Below are 19,398 nucleotides of genomic sequence, written 5' to 3'. Positions count from 1 at the left end.
GTGTGCGGCGAGCGTTACCGCCCATGATCCGCCGGGGCCACACCGGCGTAACGGCCGCTTCCTACCGTCGGAGGACGATCCGATTCACGGAAGGTCTCCCCGGTGCCCCCACAGAGCTCGTCGGCCGACGCCACTCAGGTCCGTACGGTCTGCTCGTACTGCGGGGTGGGCTGCGGCATGGTCCTCGACATCGCGGCCGGGCCGGACGGGCGCCGTACGGTCCTCAAGGCGTCGGGGGACAAGACGCACCCCGCGAACGCCGGGCGGCTCTGCACCAAGGGTGCGACGACCGCCGACATGCTCGCCGCGCCCGGCCGGCTGACCACCGCGCTGACGCGGCCCGAGCGCGGGGCGGAACCGGTGCCGGTGCCCGTGGACGAGGCGGTCGCGTCGACCGCGCGGCGGCTGCGGGCGATCATCGACGAGCACGGGCCGGACGCGGTCGCACTGTACGTGTCCGGGCAGATGAGCATGGAGGCGCAGTACCTGGCGAACAAGCTGGCCAAGGGGTTCGTCCGGACCAGCCGCATGGAGTCCAACTCGCGGCTGTGCATGGCGAGCGCGGGCAGCGGCTACAAGCTGTCGCTCGGCGCCGACGGGCCGCCCGGCTCCTACGACGACCTGGACCGCGCGGACGTCTTCCTGGTCATCGGCGCCAACATGGCCGACTGCCACCCCATCCTCTTCCTGCGCCTCCTCGACCGGGTCAAGGCGGGCGCCAGGCTGATCGTCGTCGACCCCCGGCGCAACGCCACCGCCGACAAGGCCGACCTCTTCCTGCGGATCAACCCCGGCACCGACCTGGCCCTCCTCAACGGCCTCCTGCACCTCCTCCACGCGAACGGCCACACCGACCCCGCGTTCGTCGCGGAGCACACCGAGGGCTGGGAGGCGATGCCGGAGTTCCTCGCGGACTACGCGCCCGAGGCCGTCGCCGCGATCACCGGCATCCCGGAGGAGGACATCCGCCGCGCCGCCCGGTGGATCGGCGAGGCGGGGGAGTGGACGAGCTGCTGGACGATGGGGCTCAACCAGTCCACGCACGGCACCTGGAACACCAATGCGCTGATCAACCTGCACCTGGCGACCGGGGCGATCTGCCGCCCCGGCAGCGGGCCCCTCTCACTCACCGGCCAGCCCAACGCCATGGGCGGCCGCGAGATGGGCTACATGGGGCCGGGCCTCCCCGGGCAGCGCTCACTCCTGGACGACGAGGACCGGGCCTTCACGGAGGAGCTGTGGGGCCTGGCCCCCGGCACCCTGCGCAAGGACGAGTGCGGCCGGGGCACCGTCGAGATGTTCGAGCGGATGGCGGCCGGCGACATCAAGGCGTGCTGGATCATCTGCACCAACCCCGTCGCCTCCGTCGCCAACCGCCGTACGGTCATCGAGGCCCTGGAGGCGGCCGAACTCGTCATCACCCAGGACGTGTTCGCCGACACCGAGACCAACGCCTACGCCGACGTCGTCCTGCCCGGCGCCCTGTGGAGCGAGGCGGAGGGCGTGCTCGTCAACAGCGAACGCAATCTCACCCTCGCCCGCCCGGCCGTCGAGCCGCCCGGCGAGGCCCTCGCGGACTGGCGGATCATCGCCCGTATCGCCTGCGCCATGGGGTACGAGGACGCCTTCACGTACGACAGCGCCGAGGAGGTCTTCGAGGAGATCAAGCGTGCCGCGAACCCCCGCACCGGCTACGACCTGCGGGGCGTGACGTACGAACGGCTGCGCACCGCCCCCGTCCAGTGGCCCGCGCCCACCGCCGGCGGGCCGGCCCGCAACCCCATCCGCTACCTCGCCCCGGACGGCTCCGGACCGGTCTTCCCGACCCCCACCGGACGCGCCCGCTTCTTCGCCCGCCCCCACATCCCGGCCGCCGAACTGCCGGACGACGACTACCCGTTCCTGCTCAACACCGGGCGGGTCCAGCACCAGTGGCACACCCTCACCAAGACCGGCAAGGTCGCCAAGCTCAACCGGCTCGACCCCGGCCCGTTCGTCGAGGTGCACCCCGAGGACGCGGAACGGCTCGGGATCGCGGAGGGCGACTCGGTGGAGGTCGAGTCCCGGCGCGGGCGGGCCGTGCTGCCCGCCGTCGTCACCGACCGGGTGGCTTCGGGCTGCTGCTTCGCGCCCTTCCACTGGAACGACCTCTTCGGTGAGTACCTCAGCGTCAACGCCGTGACCAGCGACTCCGTGGACCCGGTCTCCTTCCAGCCGGAGTTCAAGGTGTGCGCGGTGACCCTGACGAAGGTCGCGGCGGCGCCCGCTCCCGTCGCGGTACCGGTGGAAGCGGCACCGGTGGAATCCGCGACCCACGCGTCTACGGCGGCCGCCGCCGTCTTCGGCCTGGAGACCACTCCGCCCCCGGTCCTCGCCGAGCACGAGAGGCAGTACCTGGTCGGCTTCCTCGCCGGGCTGCCCCTGGGCGCTCCCGGCGTACCCGTCCTCCCGCCCGGCGCGCCCTTCAGCGCCGAGCACGCCCGCTGGGTCAACGGCGTCCTGGCCGGCATGTACTCGCGCACCGGACAGCCCGACCCGGACCCCGAGCCCGCAGCCGCCGAGGCCCCCGGTCGCGAGGTGGTCGTGCTGTGGGCCTCCCAGACGGGCAACGCGGAGGAGTTCGCCGTCGCCACCGCCGACCGGCTGACCGCCACGGGCCACCGCGCCCGGCTCCTCGGCATGGACGAGGCCGACCCGCGCGCCCTGCCGCCCGCCGCCGACCTCCTCCTGATCACCAGCACGTTCGGGGACGGCGACGCCCCCGACAACGGCTCCGGATTCTGGGAGGCCCTGACGGCGGCGGACCTCCCGCCGCTGGACGGCAGGCGGTACGCCGTGCTGGCCTTCGGCGACTCCTCGTACGACGACTTCTGCGGGCACGGGCGCCGGCTCGACAGCCGCCTGGACGAGCTGGGGGCCGTCCGCCTCGCCCCGCGTACCGACTGCGAACCCGACTACGAACCGTCCGCGCTGAGCTGGCTCGACCAGGTACTCGCCGGTCTCACCGCCCCGGCCGGAGACCCGGCCCCGGCGCCCCAGCCGGCCCCCGCGCCCGCCCCGGCCCGCACCCCCAAGCCCGCGCCCGTCACCGCCCGGCTGGCCGGGAACCGGCTGCTCGGCCTGCCCGGCTCCGGGAAGGAGGTCCGCCGGTTCACCTTCGACACCAGCGGCACCGGGACCGCCCTGGAGTACGCGGCCGGGGACGCGCTCGGCGTCCACGCCGCCAACCACCCCGGCCTGGTGGCGGAATGGCTCACCGTCACCGGGCTCGACGCCGACGCGGAGATCGAGGTCTCCGGCCTCGGTGGCCTGCGGCTGGGCGACGCCCTCCACAGCCACCTGGACATCACCCGGCTCACCCCCGCCCTGCTCGGCTTCGTCACCGAACGCACCGGCGACCGGGACCTGAAGAAGATGCTGCGGCCCGACAACAAGGGCGAGCTGGCCCGCTGGTCCTGGGGCCGGCAGGCCGTCGACGTCCTCGCCGAGTACCCCGTCAAGGCCACCCCCGAGGAGTGGGCGGGCATCCTCAAGCCGCTCCAGCCGCGCCTGTACTCGATATCGTCCAGCCCGCTCACCGAACCCGACCGCCTCTCCCTGACGGTCTCCGTCGTCCGCTACGAGAACCTCAACGGCCGCCCGCGCGCCGGTGTCTGCTCGCCGTTCCTCGCGGACGCGGCCCCCGACACCGGCGTCCCGGTCTTCGTGCGCCGCGCCCCGCACTTCCGGCCGCCGGCCCGCCCCGACGCGCCCATGGTCATGGTGGGCCCGGGCACCGGCGTGGCCCCCTTCATCGGCTTCCTGGAGGAGCGCCGCGCCCGCCGCGACCCCGGCCCCAACTGGCTGTTCTTCGGGGAACAGCACCGGGCCACCGACTTCTTCTACGAGGAGGAGCTGACGTCCTTCCTCGCGGACGGCACCCTCACCCGCCTGGACACCGCCTTCTCCCGCGACCAGCGCGCCAAGGTGTACGTACAGGACCGGATGCGCGAGCACGGCGCCAAACTGTGGTCCTGGCTGCGCGACGGCGCCCACTTCTACGTGTGCGGCGACGCGGCCCGCATGGCCAAGGACGTCGACCGGGCACTGCGGGACATCGCCGTCGCGCACGGCGGCCTGGACCCGGAAGCCGCCGCGCTGTACGTGAAGCAGCTCGCCGCCGACAAGCGGTATGTGCGCGACGTCTACTGACCCGCCGTTCAGAGCGCCACGAGCGTCACTTCGGTCGCCTTGACACTGGTCCACACCGCCACCCCGTCCGCGAGGGACAGTTCGGCGGCGGACTGCGGGGTGATCTCGGCGACCAGGTCCGGCGCCTGCTCCGACCCGACGAGCACCCGGAGCCGGCTCCCGCCCGAGGCGATCTCCCGCACCGTGCCGGGCCACACGTTGCGCGGGCTCCCGGTGGGCTTCTCCCGGTGTACGGAGACGGCTTCGGGCGCGATGACCGCGAGCGCGGGCGCCCCGGCGGGCAGCGGGTCGGCGACGACGAGGTGACCGCCGCCCGCCGGTGCGAGCCCGTCGGCGGTGGCCGTCCCCGTCCATGCGTTGCGGCCGAGCATCCGGGCGACCCAGGGGGAGCGCGGGTGCCGGGTCACTTCGGCGGGCGGGGCGTCCTGGAGCGTGCGGCCCTCCTCCAGGACGAGGACCCGGTCGGCCAGCGCGACGGCCTCGACCGGGTCGTGGGTGACGATGAGGCAGACGCCGCCGAAGCCTTCGAGGTGGCGGCGCAGGGTGTGCCGGACCTGGGACCGGGTGGTCTGGTCGAGCGCGGCGAGCGGTTCGTCCAGGAGCAGGAGGCGGGGGCGGGCGGCCAGCGCACGGGCCAGCGCGACGCGTTGGGCCTGGCCGCCCGAGACCTGGGCGGGCCGGCGGGAGGCGAGGTGCCCGACGCCGAGCCGGTCCAGCCACTCCTGGGCGCTTCGGCGGGCCTCGGCGCGCGGCACGCCCCGGGCGCGCAGCCCGTACGCCGTGTTGGCGAGGGTGCTCAGGTGCGGGAACAGTGCGCCGTCCTGCGGCACCCAGGCGACGCCCCTGCGGTGGGCGGGCAGGGCGGTGACGTCGGTGCCGCCGAGCCGGAGCCGGGCGTGGGCGCGCGGGGTGAGGCCGAGGAGGGCGCGCAGGAGGGTCGTCTTGCCCGCGCCGTTGGGGCCGACGACGGCGATGGTGGTGCCGGCGTCCGCGTCGAGCGTCAGCTCGTTGAAGCCGGTGACCTCGGCGTGCAGCGGCCAGTCCTCCCGTACGGCCTCGGGAGCGTCCCCCGTAGCGGCGGCCGCCCCGGGCTCCTCGTCGATGACCTCCCGCCTCCGCGTACGTGCCTGCGGCGTCCCGGTCCACCGCCCGCGCAGCGCCAGCAGCACCGCCATCGCGATGACGAGAAGCAGCAGGGAGACCGAGGTGGCGGCCTCCGGGCTGTCCTGGAGGAGCAGGTAGACCTGGAGGGGCAGCGTCTGCGTGGTGCCCGGTAGGTTGCCCGCGAACGTGATGGTCGCGCCGAACTCGCCGAGCGCCCGCGCCCAGGTCAGCGCCGCACCGGCGGCGAGACCGGGGGCGACCATCGGCAGCGTGACCGTGAAGAACACCCGTACCGGCGAAGCCCCCAGGGACGCGGCCGTCTCCTCGTAGCGGGGCCGCAGTCCGCCGAGCGCGCCTTCGAGGCTGATGACCAGGAACGGCATGGCGACGAAGGTCGCGGCGAGCACGGCGCCGGAGGTGTGGAAGGGCAGCGTGACGCCGAACCAGTCCTCCAGCCACGGTCCGAGCAGCCCCCGCCGGCCGAAGCCGAGGAGCAGGGCGACACCGCCCACCGTGGGCGGCAGCACCATCGGCAGCAGCACCAGCGAGCGGACGAAGACCTTGCCGGGGAAGTCGACCCGGGCCAGCAGCCAGGCCAGCGGCACCCCGAGGGCGAGCGAGAGGACCAGCGCCCAGCCCGAGACGATCAGCGACAGCGTCAGCGCCTGGGTGGTGGCCTCGCCGGTGAGGTGGCCGCCCAGCTCGCCCCACGAGGTGCGGGCGAGGATGCCGGCCAGCGGCAGCAGCAGGAACGCCACGGCCAGCAGCGCGGGGAGCGCCAGCACGATCGGTGCGCGGGGGCGGGGACGGTTCATCGGGAATCCCTGGGACTTGGGGGCCCGACCCGTGCGCGGGCCCCCGTCTACGTTACGGCTGCTGGAAGCCGGCGTCGGCCAGGAACTTCCGGGCCTCGGGGCTCGACAGCCACTTCACGAACGCCTCGGCCGCCGCACTGTGCTTGCTGCCCCTGAGCGTCGCCGCCGGGTACGAGGCGACCGCGTTCTGCTCGTCCGGGATGTCGACCGAGTCGACCTTGCCGGCGGCTGCGGAGACGTCCGTCTTGTAGACGAGCCCGGCGTCCGCCTCGCCCAGCCGGACCTTGCTCAGCACCGCGCGCACGTTGGGCTCCTGGGAGACCGGCTTCACGGTGATCTTCTGGGCGTCCAGGATCTGCTTGCTGTACCGGCCCACCGGCACCTCGGGCGCGGCGAGTACCACCTTCAGCTCGGTGTCGGCCAGGTCCTTGAGGTTCTCGACCTTCTCCGGGTTGCCCTTGCCGGTGGCGATGACGAGACGGTTCTCGGCGATGACCGTCGGCGTGCCGGTGTCCGGCTTCAGCCCGTCCATCGTCTTCGTGTCGGCGGTGACCAGGGCGTCGGCGGGCGCACCCTGCTTCACCTGCGCGGCCAGCTCCTGCGACCCGGCGAAGGAGAACGTCACCTTCGTCCCCGGGTGCTCCTTCTCGTACGCCGCGCCCGCCTCCTTGAACACATCGGTGAGCGAGGACGCGGCGAGGACGGTGAGGTCGGCGGCGGGCACGCCGGACGCGGACGCGCTGGAGCCGGTGCCCGGATCCTTCGTGTCGTCGTCGCTGCCGCACGCGGTGAGCGGCGCGAGCAGGCCCACGGCGACGAGAGCGGCCGCCGCGCGGCGGCGGGTGAGGGCGGGGATGAACGACATGAGGGTCGGGACTCCTTGGGAACGCGTCGGGCCGATGCCGCCGGGCCGGCGAGCGGACCACCCGATGACAGCGAACAGCATGTGCCAAAGAATAGTGGTGATCGCTTCGCATTTGCAGCTTTCTATGGGAAACCACATGGCAGGTGCGTCATCTCTTGGAGAAAGGTCCGAGGCGTGTCCGCGCGGGCTATCCCGCAGGTGGGGCCTGTTCGAGGGGCGCCCGTGACCGGCCAGTAGAGTGCGGGTGCGCCAGCCCCCGAGACCCGAGGTACCGTCCGTGACCCCCGAGCACCCCCTCCCGCCCGCAGTGACCGTGGTCGGGATCGGCGCCGACGGCTGGCCCGGGCTCACCGGGCCGGCGCGCGACGCGCTGCGGGACGCTCAGGTCCTCATCGGTGCCGGACGCCAGCTCGGCCTGCTCCCGCCGGAGTGCGCCGGCGACCGCGTGCCCTGGCCCTCGCCGCTGCGCCCCGCCGTCCCCGGCCTGCTCGCCGCGCACGCGGACCGCCGCATCACCGTCCTGGCCAGCGGCGACCCCATGTTCTACGGCATCGGCCGCGCGCTCACCGAGGTCCTTGGCCCGGACCGGCTGCGCGTCCTGCCGCACCCCTCGTCCGTGTCCTACGCCTGCGCCCGCGTCGGCTGGCCGCTGGAGGACACCGAGGTCGTCACCCTCGTCGGCCGCCCCGCCGCCCGGCTCGCCGCCGCCCTGCACGACGGCCGCCGGCTCCTCGTCCTCAGCGCCGACGCCACCACCCCGGCCACGGTCGCCGCACTGCTGCGCGACCACGGTTTCGGGCCCAGCCGCCTGCGGGTCCTGGAGCAGCTCGGCGGCGAGGGCGAGGCATGCGCCGAGGGCGTGGCCGACACCTGGGACCACCCGGCCGGGGACCCGCTCAACGTCATCGCCGTCGAGTGCCGCACCGCGCCCGGGGCGCTGCGCCTCGGAGCCGTACCGGGCCTGCCCGACGAGGCGTACGCCCACGACGGGCAGCTGACCAAGCGTCACATCCGGGCCGTCACCCTGGGCGTGCTCGCTCCCGCCCCCGGCGAACTCCTGTGGGACATCGGCGGCGGATCGGGATCGATCGCCATCGAGTGGATGCGCACCCACCCCTCCTGCCGGGCCGTCACCGTGGAACGCGATCCCGTCCGCGCGGCACGCATCGAGGAGAACGCCGCCCGCCTCGGCGTGCCCGGCCTCCGCGTCGTCACCGGACGCGCGCCCGACTGCCTCGACCAACTCCCGGTACCGGACGCCGTGTTCATCGGCGGCGGCCTCACCGCGCCCGGCCTCCTCGACACCTGTCTCGCGGCCCTCCCGCCCGGCGGCCGGCTGGTCGCCAACACGGTCACCCTGGAGTCCGAAGCGCTGCTCGCCGCTCAGCACAAGGAGCACGGCGGTGAGTTGGTACGTCTCGCCGTGTCCCACGCCGTGCCGGTCGGCACCTTCACCGGCTGGCGCCAGGCGATGCCCGTCACCCAGTGGTCCGTACGCAAGCCCTCGGACACCGCAACGCCCCCCGCTCGACCCTCAGGAGACGACAGATGACCGTGTACTTCATCGGCGCGGGCCCCGGCGCCGCCGACCTGATCACGGTGCGCGGCGCCCGCACGCTCGCCGCCTGCGGGGTGTGCCTGTACGCGGGCAGTCTGGTGCCCCGCGAACTCCTGGCCGAGTGCCCGGACGACGCCCGGCTCGTGGACACCGCACAGCTCGACATCGAGCAGATCACCGCCGAACTGGTCGAGGCGCACCGGGCCGGCCACGACGTGGCGCGGCTGCACTCCGGCGACCCCTCCGTGTTCAGCGCGGTCAACGAGCAGATGCGCCGCCTCGACGAGGCAGGCGTGCCGTACGAAGTGGTGCCCGGCGTCCCCGCGTTCGCGGCGGCGGCCGCCGCCCTCAAGCGCGAGCTGACCGTGCCGACCGTCGGCCAGACCGTCATCCTGACCCGCATCGCCCAGCGGGCCACCGCCATGCCCGAGGGCGAGGACCTGGCGACGCTCGGCCGCAGCGGCGCCCTGATCGTCCTGCACCTGGCCGCCCGTTACGTGGACCGCGTCGTCGAGGAGCTGCTGCCGCACTACGGGGCCGACTGCCCGGCCGCCGTCGTCGCCATGGCCTCCCGCCCCGACGAACTGGTCCTGCGCGGCACGCTGGAGGACATCGCCGAACAGGTGAAGGCGGCGGGTGTCATCCGTACCGCCGTCATCATGGTCGGCCGCACCCTGGGCGCCGAGCAGTTCCGCGACAGCCACCTCTACTCGCCCGCCCGCGACCGCCACACCTGCTGACCACCCGGCCGGGCGGGTCAGCGCACCGAGCTGCGCCCCACCACCGTGCCCGCCCGGTCGATACAGATCACGTCCACGGCCACCGGCGCTCCCCGCAGCACCGACAGCGCCTCGTCCCGCGCCGCCACGGCGACCAGATCGCCCAGCGGCACCCCGTGTGCCTGGCACAACTGGAGTGCGGCGAGGCCAGTGTTGGCGACGGCGATCCCGGCGGCCAGCGCTTCGTCCGCGCCGCCGCGCCGGGCCAGCTCCGCCAGGTAACCCCTGTCGACCTGGGAGCGCCCCGAGTGCAGGTCCAGATGGCCGGCGGCGAGCTTCGACAGCTTGGCGAACCCGCCGCAGATGGTCAGCCGGTCCACCGGGTGACGGCGTACGTACTTGAGCACCGCGCCCGCGAAGTCACCCATGTCGAGCAGCGCGATCTCCGGCAGCCCGTACTCGGCCACCACCGTCTTCTCCGAGGTCGAGCCCGTGCAGCCGGCCACATGGGTGTGCCCGGCCGCGAGCGCCACGTCCACACCCCGGCGGATGGAGTCGATCCACGCCGAGCAGGAGTACGGCACCACCACCCCTGTCGTGCCAAGGATCGACAGCCCGCCCAGGATGCCCAGGCGCGGGTTCCAGGTGGAGCGGGCGATCTCCTCGCCGTGGTCCACGCCGACCGTCACCTCGACGTCCCCGGACCCGCCGTGCGCCGCCGCGACCCGCGCGATGTGCTCCCGGATCATCCGGCGCGGCACCGGGTTGACGGCCGGCTCGCCGACCTCCAGCGGCAGCCCCGGCAGCGTAACCGTGCCCACACCGGGCCCGGCCCGGAACACCACGCCCGAGCCCGCCGGCAGCGCCCGCACGCTCGCCCGCACCAGGGCGCCGTGCGTCACGTCCGGGTCGTCGCCCGCGTCCTTCACCACGCCCGCCGTCGCCCGCCCGTCGGCCAGCTCCTCCACGGCCAGCGCGAACGCCGGGGTCTGTCCCCGGGGCAGCGTGATGGTGACCGGGTCGGGGAAGTCGCCGTTCAGCAGCGCCGTGTACGCGGCCGTCGCGGCGGCGGTGGCGCAGGCACCGGTCGTCCACCCGGGCCGCAGACCGGTGTGCTTGAGTTGGGCGCCGCGCCCGCCTTTCGCCTCACTCATGGATGGTCCCTGTGCACGTACTGATTCTGGGCGGGACGACGGAGGCCCGCCGCCTCGCCGAGTTGCTGGTGGCCCGGCTGCCCGCCGGGAGCAGGGTCACCAGCTCACTGGCCGGCCGGGTGGCCCGGCCGAAGCTCCCGCCGGGGGAAGTCCGGGTCGGGGGCTTCGGCGGAGCCGAGGGGCTCGCGGACTGGCTCCGCTCGCACCGGGTGCGCGCGCTCATCGACGCCACCCATCCTTTCGCCGGGACGATCACCTTCAACGCGGCCCGCGCCGCTGCCGCCGCCCATGTTCCCCTGCTCATGCTGCGCCGGCCCGGCTGGGTGCCCGGGGACGGCGACGACTGGCACCCGGTCGGCTCCCTGGCCGAGGCGGCCGACGCACTGCCCGCCCTGGGGCGGCGCGTCTTCCTCACCACCGGGCGGATGGGGCTCGCCGCCTTCGCGGGCCTGGACGGCCTGTGGTTCCTGACGCGGTCCGTGGACGCCCCGGAACCGCCGTACCCGGCGCGCATGGAGACCCTGCTCGACCGGGGCCCCTTCACCCTCGAAGGAGAGCGCGAGCTGATCCGCCGCCACCGGATCGACGTCCTCGTCACCAAGGACAGCGGCGGCGCCGCCACCGCCCCCAAGCTGGCCGCCGCCCGCGAGGCGGGCATCCCGGTCGTGGTGGTCCGCCGGCCACCGGTCCCCGAGGGGGGCGCGGTGGCCGGCGGACCGGAGGAGGCGCTGGCCTGGCTGACGGATCAGTTCTCCGGGTAGCGGCGGGGCGTCCACACGATCTGCCGGTCCTCGCCCCGCCGTTCCCACCGGGTCTGCGACGACCCGACGACGAGGATCGTGCGCATGTCCACGTCGGCCGGATCGAGGTCCGCCAGGCGCACGGTCCGTACGCTCTCGGCCGGTCCGCCGACGTCCCGGCCGAGGACCACGGGCGTGTCCGGCGAGCGGTGTTCGAGGAGCAGGTCGCGGGCCTTGCCGACCTGCCAGGTCCGGCTCCGCGAACCGGGGTTGTACAGCGCGAGCACCAGGTCCGCCGACGCGGCGGCCCGCAGCCGCTCCGCGATGACCTCCCACGGCTTGAGCCGGTCCGAGAGCGAGATCGTCGCGTAGTCGTGGCCCAGCGGCGCACCCGCCCGGGCCGCCGCCGCGTTGGCCGCCGTCACCCCGGGCAGCACCCGCACCGGCACGTCCGCGTACTCCTCCTGCGACGCCACTTCGAGGACCGCCGTCGCCATGGCGAAGACCCCGGGGTCGCCGCCGGACACGACGGCCACCCGCCGCCCGCGCCGCGCCAGGTCGAGCGCGAACTCGGCCCGCTCCGACTCCACCTTGTTGTCCGAGCCGTGCCGTATCTGCCCCGGCCGGACCGGCACCCGGTCCAGGTACGTGGTGTAGCCGACCAGGTCGTCGGCGGCGGCCAGCGCGCCGCGCGTCTCGGGCGTCAGCCACAGCGGGCCCGCCGGACCCGTGCCGACGACCGCCACCTCGCCGTCGCCCGGGGCCCGTTCGGGGCGGGCGTCGATCCGGCTCGGCAGGACGGCGACCGCGAAGTACGGCACCGAGTCCGCCTCCGTGTCCGCGAGTTCGCCCAGCCGCTCACCGGCCATCGTGGCGCGCTCGACGTAGCGGGCCTCGGGCAGCCGGCCCGACGCCTCGAACGCCCGGCGCACGGCGGGGAAGGTACGGCCGAGCTTCATCACCACGGCCGCGTCGGTCGCGGCCAGCCTGGCGGTCAGCTCCTCCTCCGGCAGGGTGCCGGGCAGGATCGTCAGGACCTCCTCGCCCTCCGCGAGCGGGGTGCCGAGCCGTGCGGCCGCCGCGCTGACCGAGGTGACCCCGGGGACCACCTCGGTCGGGTAGCGGTCGGCCAGTCGCTTGTGCATGTGCATGTACGAGCCGTAGAACATCGGGTCGCCCTCGGCGAGCACGGCGACCGTGCGCCCCGCGTCCAGGTGCACGGCGAGCCGGGCAGCCGCCTCGGTGTAGAAGTCCTCCAACGCGCCCCGGTAGCCGCCCGGGTGGTCCGTGGTCTCCGTCGTGACGGGGTAGACCAGGGCCTCCTCGATGTGGTCGGCGCGCAGGTGCTTCGCCGCGATGGAACGGGCGATCGACCGGCCGTGCCGGGCGCTGTGGTACGCGACGACGTCCGCCCCGGCGATGACCTCCACCGCGCGCAGGGTCATCAGGTTCGGGTCGCCGGGGCCGAGCCCGACCCCGTACAGCCGTCCCGAGTTCTGCTCGCTCACGGTCACTCTTCCTCGCTGGCGATGGCGTTGAGCGCGGCGGCGGCGATGGCGCTCCCGCCGCGGCGGCCGCGCACGATCAGGTGGTCGAGACCGGACGGGTGGGCGGCCAGGGCGTCCTTGGACTCGGCGGCGCCGACGAAGCCGACCGGCACTCCGATGACCGCCGCCGGGCGCGGGGCCCCCTCCTCGATCATTTCGAGCAGCCGGAACAGGGCGGTCGGCGCGTTCCCGACGGCCACGACCGCACCCTCCAGGCGGTCCCGCCACAGCTCCAGGGCCGCCGCCGAGCGGGTCGTGCCCAGCTCCGCCGCGAGCCCGGGCACCGCCGGGTCGGACAGGGTGCACACGACCTCGTTGTCCGCGGGCAGCCGCTTGCGGGTGACACCGCTGGCGACCATGGCCACATCGCACAGGATGGGTGCGCCGGCCCGCAGCGCGGCGCGGGCGCGGGCGACCGCGCCGGGCGAATAGCCGATGTCGCGTACGAGGTCGACCATGCCGCAGGCGTGGATCATCCGGACCGCGACCTGGCTCACGTCCGCGGGCAGGCCGGCGAGGTCCGCCTCCGCCCGGATGGTGGCGAAGGACTGGCGATAGATGGCCGGTCCGTCCTTCTCGTACTCGTGCACAGTGGTGTCGCTCTCTTCATCGGGCGGGGGTCGGGCAGGAAGTCGTGGGGTCGTGCGGTCAGTTACGGGTGATGCGGGCCGTCGCCACGGCGGTGGCCAGCGCGGCGGGGTCGCCGGTGACGTGCTGGGGCTCCCCGGTCCGCCCGCCGTCCCGTACGACGGAGACCCGGTAGCCGCCGTCCGGTCCGGCGACGACGTCGACCCACTCGCCACGGGGGTGGCCGCACCGCCGTTCGCACCCGGACCAGTGGACCGGCAGCGCGTCCGCGCGCGGTGCGACGGGCAGGGCCGCCGCCGCGTCACCTTGCACATCGGCCAGGGACTTGGCGCATCCGGGCCGCCCGACGCAGGCGCCCACCCCGGTCCACGGCGAGCGGTCCCCGGTGACCAGGCCGACGGCCTCCATCGCGTCGAGCGCTCCGGGCGCCCGGTCCCGCCGCACGCCGGGTACGACGACTCCGCGCCACGGGGTGAGCCGCAGTTCGCCGGCGCCGTGGTCCCGGGCGAGGTCCGTCAGCGCCCGCCACCGCGCCGCGTCGGCCCGCCCGAGCGGCAGCCCGACGGACAGCGCGTCCGTGTCCCCGGGGCCGGTCACCACGCCGAGCGCCGGGGGAGCCGCGTCCGGCACCGGTACGGTCCCGAGGTCGACGGGCAGCCCGGAGGCACGCAACCGCCGTACCACCGCGTCGAACAACGACGCACCGCCGTCCGCCAGCTCCGCCACCCGCCACGCACCGGAACCGGAAGAACTACGTGAACCCGAGGCGCCGCCGGTCCCTCCCGCCGCCTCCAGGAACGCCAGCGCCGCGAGCAGCGCGGCCCCCGGCGCCTCGTCCGCCGGAACCAGCGCCACCGACTCCAGCGCCCCGACCCGCAGCTCCGCGTCCCCGCCTCCCCGCGCCCGCAGCGTCACATCCGCGCCCAGTGCGTCCACATCGCCGCGTCCGTCGTCGAGCGCGAACAGGAACCGGCCCGAAAGTCCGATCGCCTCCCCGCTCGCGCACACCAGCGCGTCCAGCGCGGTCAGCCACGGGCGGACGTCGCGGACACCGAGACCGTCGAGCCCGGACAGCGGGGAGGCCACCACATTGCGGACCCGCTCATGCCGTTCGGAGGGCAAAAGCCCCATTTCGTTCATCCGGGAGGCCAGTTCACCGCCGCACTCCGCACCCAGCCCGCGCAGCTGCACATTGCCGCGCGAAGTGAGATACAGCTCACCATCGCCCAGTCGGCCGGCCAACTCCCGCAGCCCGTCCGCCTGCTCCCAGGACAGCACGCCACCAGGCACCCGGACCCGCGCCAACGCCCCGTCGTCCGCCCGGTGGAGCCGCAGCGCACCGGGACAGGCGTCGCCACGAGCCCGGAAACGGGCGTCACCGGGCTGCGCGAAACGGGGGGCTGGGGGAGGCATGGCGGCGAGCATACCGACCATCTCATCCGATCCGTATGACCCATCGTCGCCCCCGGGCCCTTACTATGCCCAGTGACGGACCTCCGGGTCCGTCGTCGCCACAGACGGCGACAGGGGAGGAAGCCCGGTGTGAATCCGGCGCGGTCCCGCCACTGTGAGCTTGGTCCCACCGGGACCGGGCGAGCCAGGAACTCCCTTCCCCGTACGTTCGGCAGGTCCGGGCAGGGGAGCTCTCGACACCGCCCGGGGCGTGGACACCCCGAGGAAGGCCAGACGCCGCATGATCCTGCTCCTGTCGACGTCCGACACCGACCTGCTCAGCGCCCGCGCCTCCGGCGGACCGGTCAGCTACCGGTACGCGAACCCCTCCCGGCTCCCGCTCCAGGACCTGCCCGCCCTGCTGGAAGGCACCGACCTCGTCGTCGTTCGCCTCCTCGGCGGTGTCCGCGCCTGGCAGGACGGACTCGACCAGGTCCTGGCCACCGGCCGCCCCGTCGTCGTCCTCACCGGCGAACAGGCCCCCGACGCCCAGCTGATGGCCGCGTCCACCGTCCCGATCGGCATCGCCGCCGAGGCCCACGCCTACCTCGCGCACGGCGGCCCCGCCAACCTGGACCAGCTCGCCCGCTTCCTGTCCGACACCGTCCTGCTCACCGGCCACGGCTTCGAACCCCCCGCCGCCGCGCCCTCCTGGGGCCCGCTGGAGCGCACGCCCCGCGAGACCCTGGACGGCGCCCCCACGGTCGCGGTGCTCTACTACCGCGCCCACCACATGAGCGGCAACACCGCGTTCATCGAGACGCTGTGCCGCGCCGTCGAGGCCCAGGGCGCCCGCGCCCTCCCGCTGTACGTCGCCTCGCTGCGCACCCCCGAACCCGAGCTGATCGAGACCCTGCGGTCCGCCGACGCGATCGTCACCACGGTCCTCGCGGCGGGCGGCACCCGGCCCGCCGAGGCGTCGGCCGGCGGCGACGACGAGTCCTGGGACGCGGGCGCCCTCACCGCGCTCGACGTCCCGATCCTCCAGGCGCTCTGCCTCACCAGCTCCCACACCGACTGGCAGGACAACGACGAGGGCGTCTCCCCGCTGGACGCCGCGAGCCAGATCGCCGTCCCCGAGTTCGACGGCCGCCTGATCACCGTCCCGTTCTCCTTCAAGGAGATCGACGAGGACGGGCTGCCCTCCTACGTCGCCGACGACGAACGAGCCGCCCGCGTCGCCGGCATCGCCGTCCGCCACGCCCGGCTGCGCCACATCCCGAACGCCGAGAAGCGCCTCGCGCTCGTCCTCTCCGCGTACCCGACCAAGCACTCCCGTATCGGCAACGCCGTCGGCCTCGACACCCCCGCCAGCGCGGTCGCCCTGCTGCGCCGACTGCGCGAGGAGGGCTACGACTTCGGTACGGAGGAGGTCCCCGGCCTCGCGTCCGGCGACGGCGACGAGCTGATCTACGCCCTCATCGAGGCGGGCGGCCACGACCAGGAGTGGCTCACCGAGGAACAGCTCGCCCGCAACCCGGTCCGCATCCCCGCCGCCGACTACCGCCGCTGGTACGCCATGCTCCCCGCCGAACTCCGTGAGGCCGTCGAGCAGCACTGGGGCCCGCCGCCCGGCGAGATGTTCGTGGACCGCTCCCGCAACCCGGAGGGCGACATCGTCCTGGCCGCACTGCGCCGGGGCAACCTGCTCATCCTGATCCAGCCGCCGCGCGGCTTCGGCGAGAACCCGATCGCGATCTACCACGATCCCGATCTGCCGCCCTCGCACCACTACCTGGCCGCCTACCGCTGGATCGCCGCCCGCGCCGAGGACAACGGCTTCGGCGCCGACGCGATGATCCACCTCGGCAAGCACGGCAACCTGGAGTGGCTGCCCGGCAAGAACGCGGGCCTGTCCGCCGCGTGCGGCCCGGACGCGGCCCTCGGCGACCTCCCGCTCGTCTACCCGTTCCTCGTCAACGACCCGGGGGAGGGCACCCAGGCCAAGCGCCGGGTGCACGCCACGCTCGTCGACCACCTGGTGCCGCCGATGGCCCGCGCCGACAGCTACGGTGACATCGCCCGCCTCGAACAACTCCTGGACGAGCACGCCCAGATCGCGGCCATGGACCCGGCCAAGCTGCCGGCGATCCGCGCCCAGATCTGGACCCTGATCCAGGCCGCGAAGCTCGACCACGACCTGGGCATCGAAGGACGCCCCGAGGACGAGGGCTTCGACGACTTCATCATGCATCTCGACGGCTGGCTCTGCGAGATCAAGGACGTCCAGATCCGCGACGGCCTCCACGTCCTGGGCGCCGCGCCGACGGGCTCCGCCCGGGTCAACCTGATCCTCGCGATCCTCCGGGCCCGCCAGATCTGGGGCGGCAAGACCTCCCTCCCCGGCCTTCGCGAGGCCCTGGGCCTGGACGAGTCGGCGGCCACCCGCACGGACGCGGACACGGTGGAGGACCGGGCGCGCGCCCTGGTCCAGGCGATGGAGGACGCGAACTGGGACCCGTCGGCCATCGGACCGGCAAATCAAGCCCCTGCGGCGATTGAGCAGCGGGGTCCGGGGCAGAGCCCCGAGCAGCCGACCAGCACGCTCCTCCACGACCTGACCCCGGACGTGGCCGCGATCCTCAATTTCGCGGCCGACGAGGTCGCCCCCCGCCTGGCCCGCACCGAAGACGAGCTCACCCACTGCGTACACGCCCTCAACGGCGGATTCGTCCCCGCCGGCCCCTCCGGCTCCCCGCTCCGGGGCCTCGTCAACGTCCTCCCGACCGGCCGCAACTTCTACTCCGTCGACCCGAAGGCCGTCCCCTCCCGCCTCGCCTGGGAAACCGGCCAGGCCCTCGCCGACTCGCTCCTCAACCGCTACCGCGAGGACAACGGCGACTGGCCGGTCTCCGTCGGCCTCTCCCTCTGGGGTACGAGCGCCATGCGCACCGCCGGCGACGACGTGGCCGAGGCCTTCGCCCTGCTCGGCATCCGCCCGGTCTGGGACGACGCCTCGCGCCGCGTCACCGGCCTGGAGGCGATCCCGGCCGAGGAGCTGGGCCGCCCCCGCATCGACGTCACCCTCCGCATCAGCGGCTTCTTCCGCGACGCGTTCCCGCACACCATCGGCCTGCTCGACGACGCGGTCCGGCTGGCCGCCTCGCTCGACGAACCGGCCGAGATCAACCACGTACGGGCGCACGCGCAGGCGGACCTGGCCGCGCACGGCGACGAACGCCGCGCCACCACCCGTATCTTCGGCTCCCGCCCCGGCACGTACGGCGCCGGGCTGCTCCAGCTCATCGACTCCCGCGACTGGCGCACCGACGCCGACCTCGCCGAGGTCTACACGACCTGGGGCGGCTACGCCTACGGCCGCGACCTGGACGGCTGCCCGGCCCGGGAGGAGATGGAGACCGCGTACAAGCGCATCGCGGTGGCGGCGAAGAACACCGACACCCGCGAGCACGACATCGCGGACTCCGACGACTACTTCCAGTACCACGGCGGCATGGTCGCCACGGTCCGCGCGTTGAAGGGCAAGGCCCCGGAGGCGTACATCGGGGACTCGACCCGTCCCGAGACGGTCCGCACCCGGACGCTGACCGAGGAGACCTCCCGCGTCTTCCGCGCCCGCGTCGTCAACCCCAAGTGGATCGAGGCGATGCGCCGCCACGGCTACAAGGGGGCCTTCGAGCTCGCCGCGACCGTCGACTACCTCTTCGGGTACGACGCCACGACGGGCGTGGTCGCGGACTGGATGTACGACAAGCTGACCGAGACCTACGTGCTGGACCCCACCAACCGCGCCTTCCTCGAACAGGCCAACCCGTGGGCCCTGCACGGCATCGCGGAACGGCTGCTGGAGGCCGAGTCGCGCGGCATGTGGGCCAAGCCCGACCCGGCGGTCCTCGAAGCACTGCGCCAGGTCTTCCTGGAGACGGAAGGAAACCTGGAGGGCGAGGACTGAGCCACCGGCCTCAGCCGCCGGTGCCGGGCTTCACACCCCATACGTAGACGACGTCGTCGAGCGCGAGCAGGTCCCACAGCTTCGCCGCGTCGTCCACGGTGAGGTTGACGCAGCCCGCCGAGCCGCCGCCGTCGTAGAGGTCGCCCGGGTGTCCGTGCAGCGCCTGACCGCCGTCGAAGAACTGGGAGTACGGCATCGGGGCGTCGTCGTAGATGTCGGAGACGTGGTCGCGGTCGCGCCAGTAGATGGTGTGCCGCCCGGGCCGCGTCTCCTCGGCGTCGCGGCCCGTACGGATGGGCACGGGCCCGAAGGCGACCTTCTTGCCCTTCTGCACCCACAGCAGCTGGCGGTCCATGTCGACGCAGGTCACCCGGCCGGTCTCGACGGGGCAGTTCCCGGCGGCGTTCGGGTCCGGCGTCGCCTCGACGACGAGCATCGCGCGGTACGTGCCGAGGTCGGCGAACCCGTCGGGGTGGGGGCGGCCCCGCTCGGTCTGGAAGGACCGGATGGCCCGGCAGTCGGCGTCCGACTGACGCCCGTCGACGGGCAGCCCGAGGTGCTTCTCCAGCTGCCGCTGGTACGGGCCGGCCGGCGCGGTGCACGCGCTGTCGCGGCCGGGGGAGGCGGCCGAGGGGGCCGCGGTGCAGAGCAGCGCCGTGGCCGCCGTGGCGACTGCGGCACCGACGAGGCGGTGGGGACGGGGCACGACGGGACCTCCTGCGGGATGACGGGAACGGTGTACTGCCGAGCCA

12 protein-coding genes and 1 riboswitch are annotated in these 19,398 nt (G+C 74.2%); of the genes, 5 read left to right on the top strand and 7 right to left on the bottom strand.

Features of this window, described 5'->3' with window-relative positions:
• The first annotated feature begins 102 nt into the window (after positions 1-102).
• Positions 103-4,191, top strand: coding sequence for a bifunctional nitrate reductase/sulfite reductase flavoprotein subunit alpha (locus tag BLW14_RS06545; RefSeq protein WP_093705259.1), 4,089 nt, complete (start codon positions 103-105; stop codon positions 4,189-4,191).
• A gap of 8 nt (positions 4,192-4,199) precedes the next feature.
• On the opposite strand, the gene BLW14_RS06540 is transcribed toward BLW14_RS06545, so the two are convergent.
• Positions 4,200-6,110 carry an ABC transporter permease gene (locus tag BLW14_RS06540; RefSeq protein WP_093705257.1) on the bottom strand — a complete coding sequence of 637 codons (1,911 nt, stop codon included), beginning with the start codon at positions 6,108-6,110 and terminating at the stop codon, positions 4,200-4,202.
• A 52-nt stretch (positions 6,111-6,162) separates the two neighbouring features.
• Positions 6,163-6,975: a molybdate ABC transporter substrate-binding protein gene (gene modA, locus BLW14_RS06535; RefSeq protein ID WP_093705255.1), complete on the bottom strand. Its 813-nt coding sequence runs from the start codon at positions 6,973-6,975 to the stop codon at positions 6,163-6,165.
• A gap of 277 nt (positions 6,976-7,252) precedes the next feature.
• Between modA and cbiE the strand changes: the two genes are divergently transcribed.
• Both cbiE and cobM read left to right on the top strand, forming a co-directional pair.
• Complete coding sequence (cbiE, locus tag BLW14_RS06530; RefSeq protein WP_093705253.1) at positions 7,253-8,527, top strand: precorrin-6y C5,15-methyltransferase (decarboxylating) subunit CbiE; 1,275 nt, start codon at positions 7,253-7,255, stop codon at positions 8,525-8,527.
• Complete coding sequence (gene cobM / locus BLW14_RS06525) at positions 8,524-9,273, top strand: precorrin-4 C(11)-methyltransferase (RefSeq protein WP_093705251.1); 750 nt, start codon at positions 8,524-8,526, stop codon at positions 9,271-9,273. Before cbiE ends, cobM begins: the two co-directional genes overlap by 4 nt.
• Before the next feature lie 17 nt (positions 9,274-9,290).
• Here the strand turns inward: cobM and BLW14_RS06520 are convergent, their stop codons facing one another.
• Complete coding sequence (locus tag BLW14_RS06520) at positions 9,291-10,406, bottom strand: cobalt-precorrin-5B (C(1))-methyltransferase (protein WP_093705249.1); 1,116 nt, start codon at positions 10,404-10,406, stop codon at positions 9,291-9,293.
• An 11-nt stretch (positions 10,407-10,417) separates the two neighbouring features.
• On the opposite strand from BLW14_RS06520, the gene BLW14_RS06515 reads away from it, so the two are divergent.
• Positions 10,418-11,167 (top strand): cobalt-precorrin-6A reductase, encoded by a 750-nt coding sequence (locus tag BLW14_RS06515; RefSeq protein WP_093705247.1) that lies wholly within the window; start codon positions 10,418-10,420, stop codon positions 11,165-11,167.
• Here the strand turns inward: BLW14_RS06515 and BLW14_RS06510 are convergent.
• From BLW14_RS06510 to cobG, 3 genes are read right to left on the bottom strand one after another with little or no spacing between them, the layout of a single operon-like run.
• The gene (locus tag BLW14_RS06510; protein ID WP_093705245.1) at positions 11,152-12,660 is read right to left on the bottom strand and encodes a precorrin-2 C(20)-methyltransferase; all 1,509 of its coding nucleotides are present in this window, start codon (positions 12,658-12,660) and stop codon (positions 11,152-11,154) included. The genes BLW14_RS06515 and BLW14_RS06510 overlap by 16 nt on opposite strands.
• Positions 12,657-13,283, bottom strand: coding sequence for a precorrin-8X methylmutase (locus tag BLW14_RS06505; protein ID WP_093705243.1), 627 nt, complete (start codon positions 13,281-13,283; stop codon positions 12,657-12,659). The genes BLW14_RS06510 and BLW14_RS06505 overlap by 4 nt, the downstream gene beginning before the upstream one ends.
• Positions 13,284-13,341: 58 nt before the next feature.
• Complete coding sequence (gene cobG / locus BLW14_RS06500; RefSeq protein ID WP_093705241.1) at positions 13,342-14,715, bottom strand: precorrin-3B synthase; 1,374 nt, start codon at positions 14,713-14,715, stop codon at positions 13,342-13,344.
• Between the two features lie 38 nt (positions 14,716-14,753).
• Positions 14,754-14,908: riboswitch (cobalamin riboswitch) on the top strand.
• Positions 14,909-14,974: 66 nt separating this feature from the next.
• Between cobG and cobN the strand changes: the two genes are divergently transcribed.
• Complete coding sequence (gene cobN, locus BLW14_RS06495; RefSeq protein WP_093705239.1) at positions 14,975-18,646, top strand: cobaltochelatase subunit CobN; 3,672 nt, start codon at positions 14,975-14,977, stop codon at positions 18,644-18,646.
• Between the two features lie 10 nt (positions 18,647-18,656).
• Here cobN and BLW14_RS06490 read toward each other — a convergent pair whose 3' ends face one another.
• Positions 18,657-19,352, bottom strand: a complete 696-nt coding sequence (locus tag BLW14_RS06490; protein WP_093705237.1) for a L,D-transpeptidase — start codon at positions 19,350-19,352, stop codon at positions 18,657-18,659.
• Positions 19,353-19,398 lie beyond the last annotated feature (46 nt).

Source organism: Streptomyces sp. 2131.1, from assembly GCF_900105515.1.
GTDB classification, from domain to species: domain Bacteria; phylum Actinomycetota; class Actinomycetes; order Streptomycetales; family Streptomycetaceae; genus Streptomyces; species Streptomyces drozdowiczii.
Note: the sequence above shows the minus strand (reverse complement) of the source record. Positions and strands in the feature narration are given on the sequence as shown.

Coding starts and splice junctions, on each gene's coding strand:
- cobN (WP_093705239.1), top strand. CDS start 14,975: ATGATCCTGCTCCTGTCGACGTCCGACACCGACCTGCTCAGCGCCCGC.
- cobG (WP_093705241.1), bottom strand. CDS start 14,715: ATGGTCGGTATGCTCGCCGCCATGCCTCCCCCAGCCCCCCGTTTCGCG.
- BLW14_RS06520 (WP_093705249.1), bottom strand. CDS start 10,406: ATGAGTGAGGCGAAAGGCGGGCGCGGCGCCCAACTCAAGCACACCGGT.
- modA (WP_093705255.1), bottom strand. CDS start 6,975: ATGTCGTTCATCCCCGCCCTCACCCGCCGCCGCGCGGCGGCCGCTCTC.
- BLW14_RS06540 (WP_093705257.1), bottom strand. CDS start 6,110: ATGAACCGTCCCCGCCCCCGCGCACCGATCGTGCTGGCGCTCCCCGCG.
- cobM (WP_093705251.1), top strand. CDS start 8,524: ATGACCGTGTACTTCATCGGCGCGGGCCCCGGCGCCGCCGACCTGATC.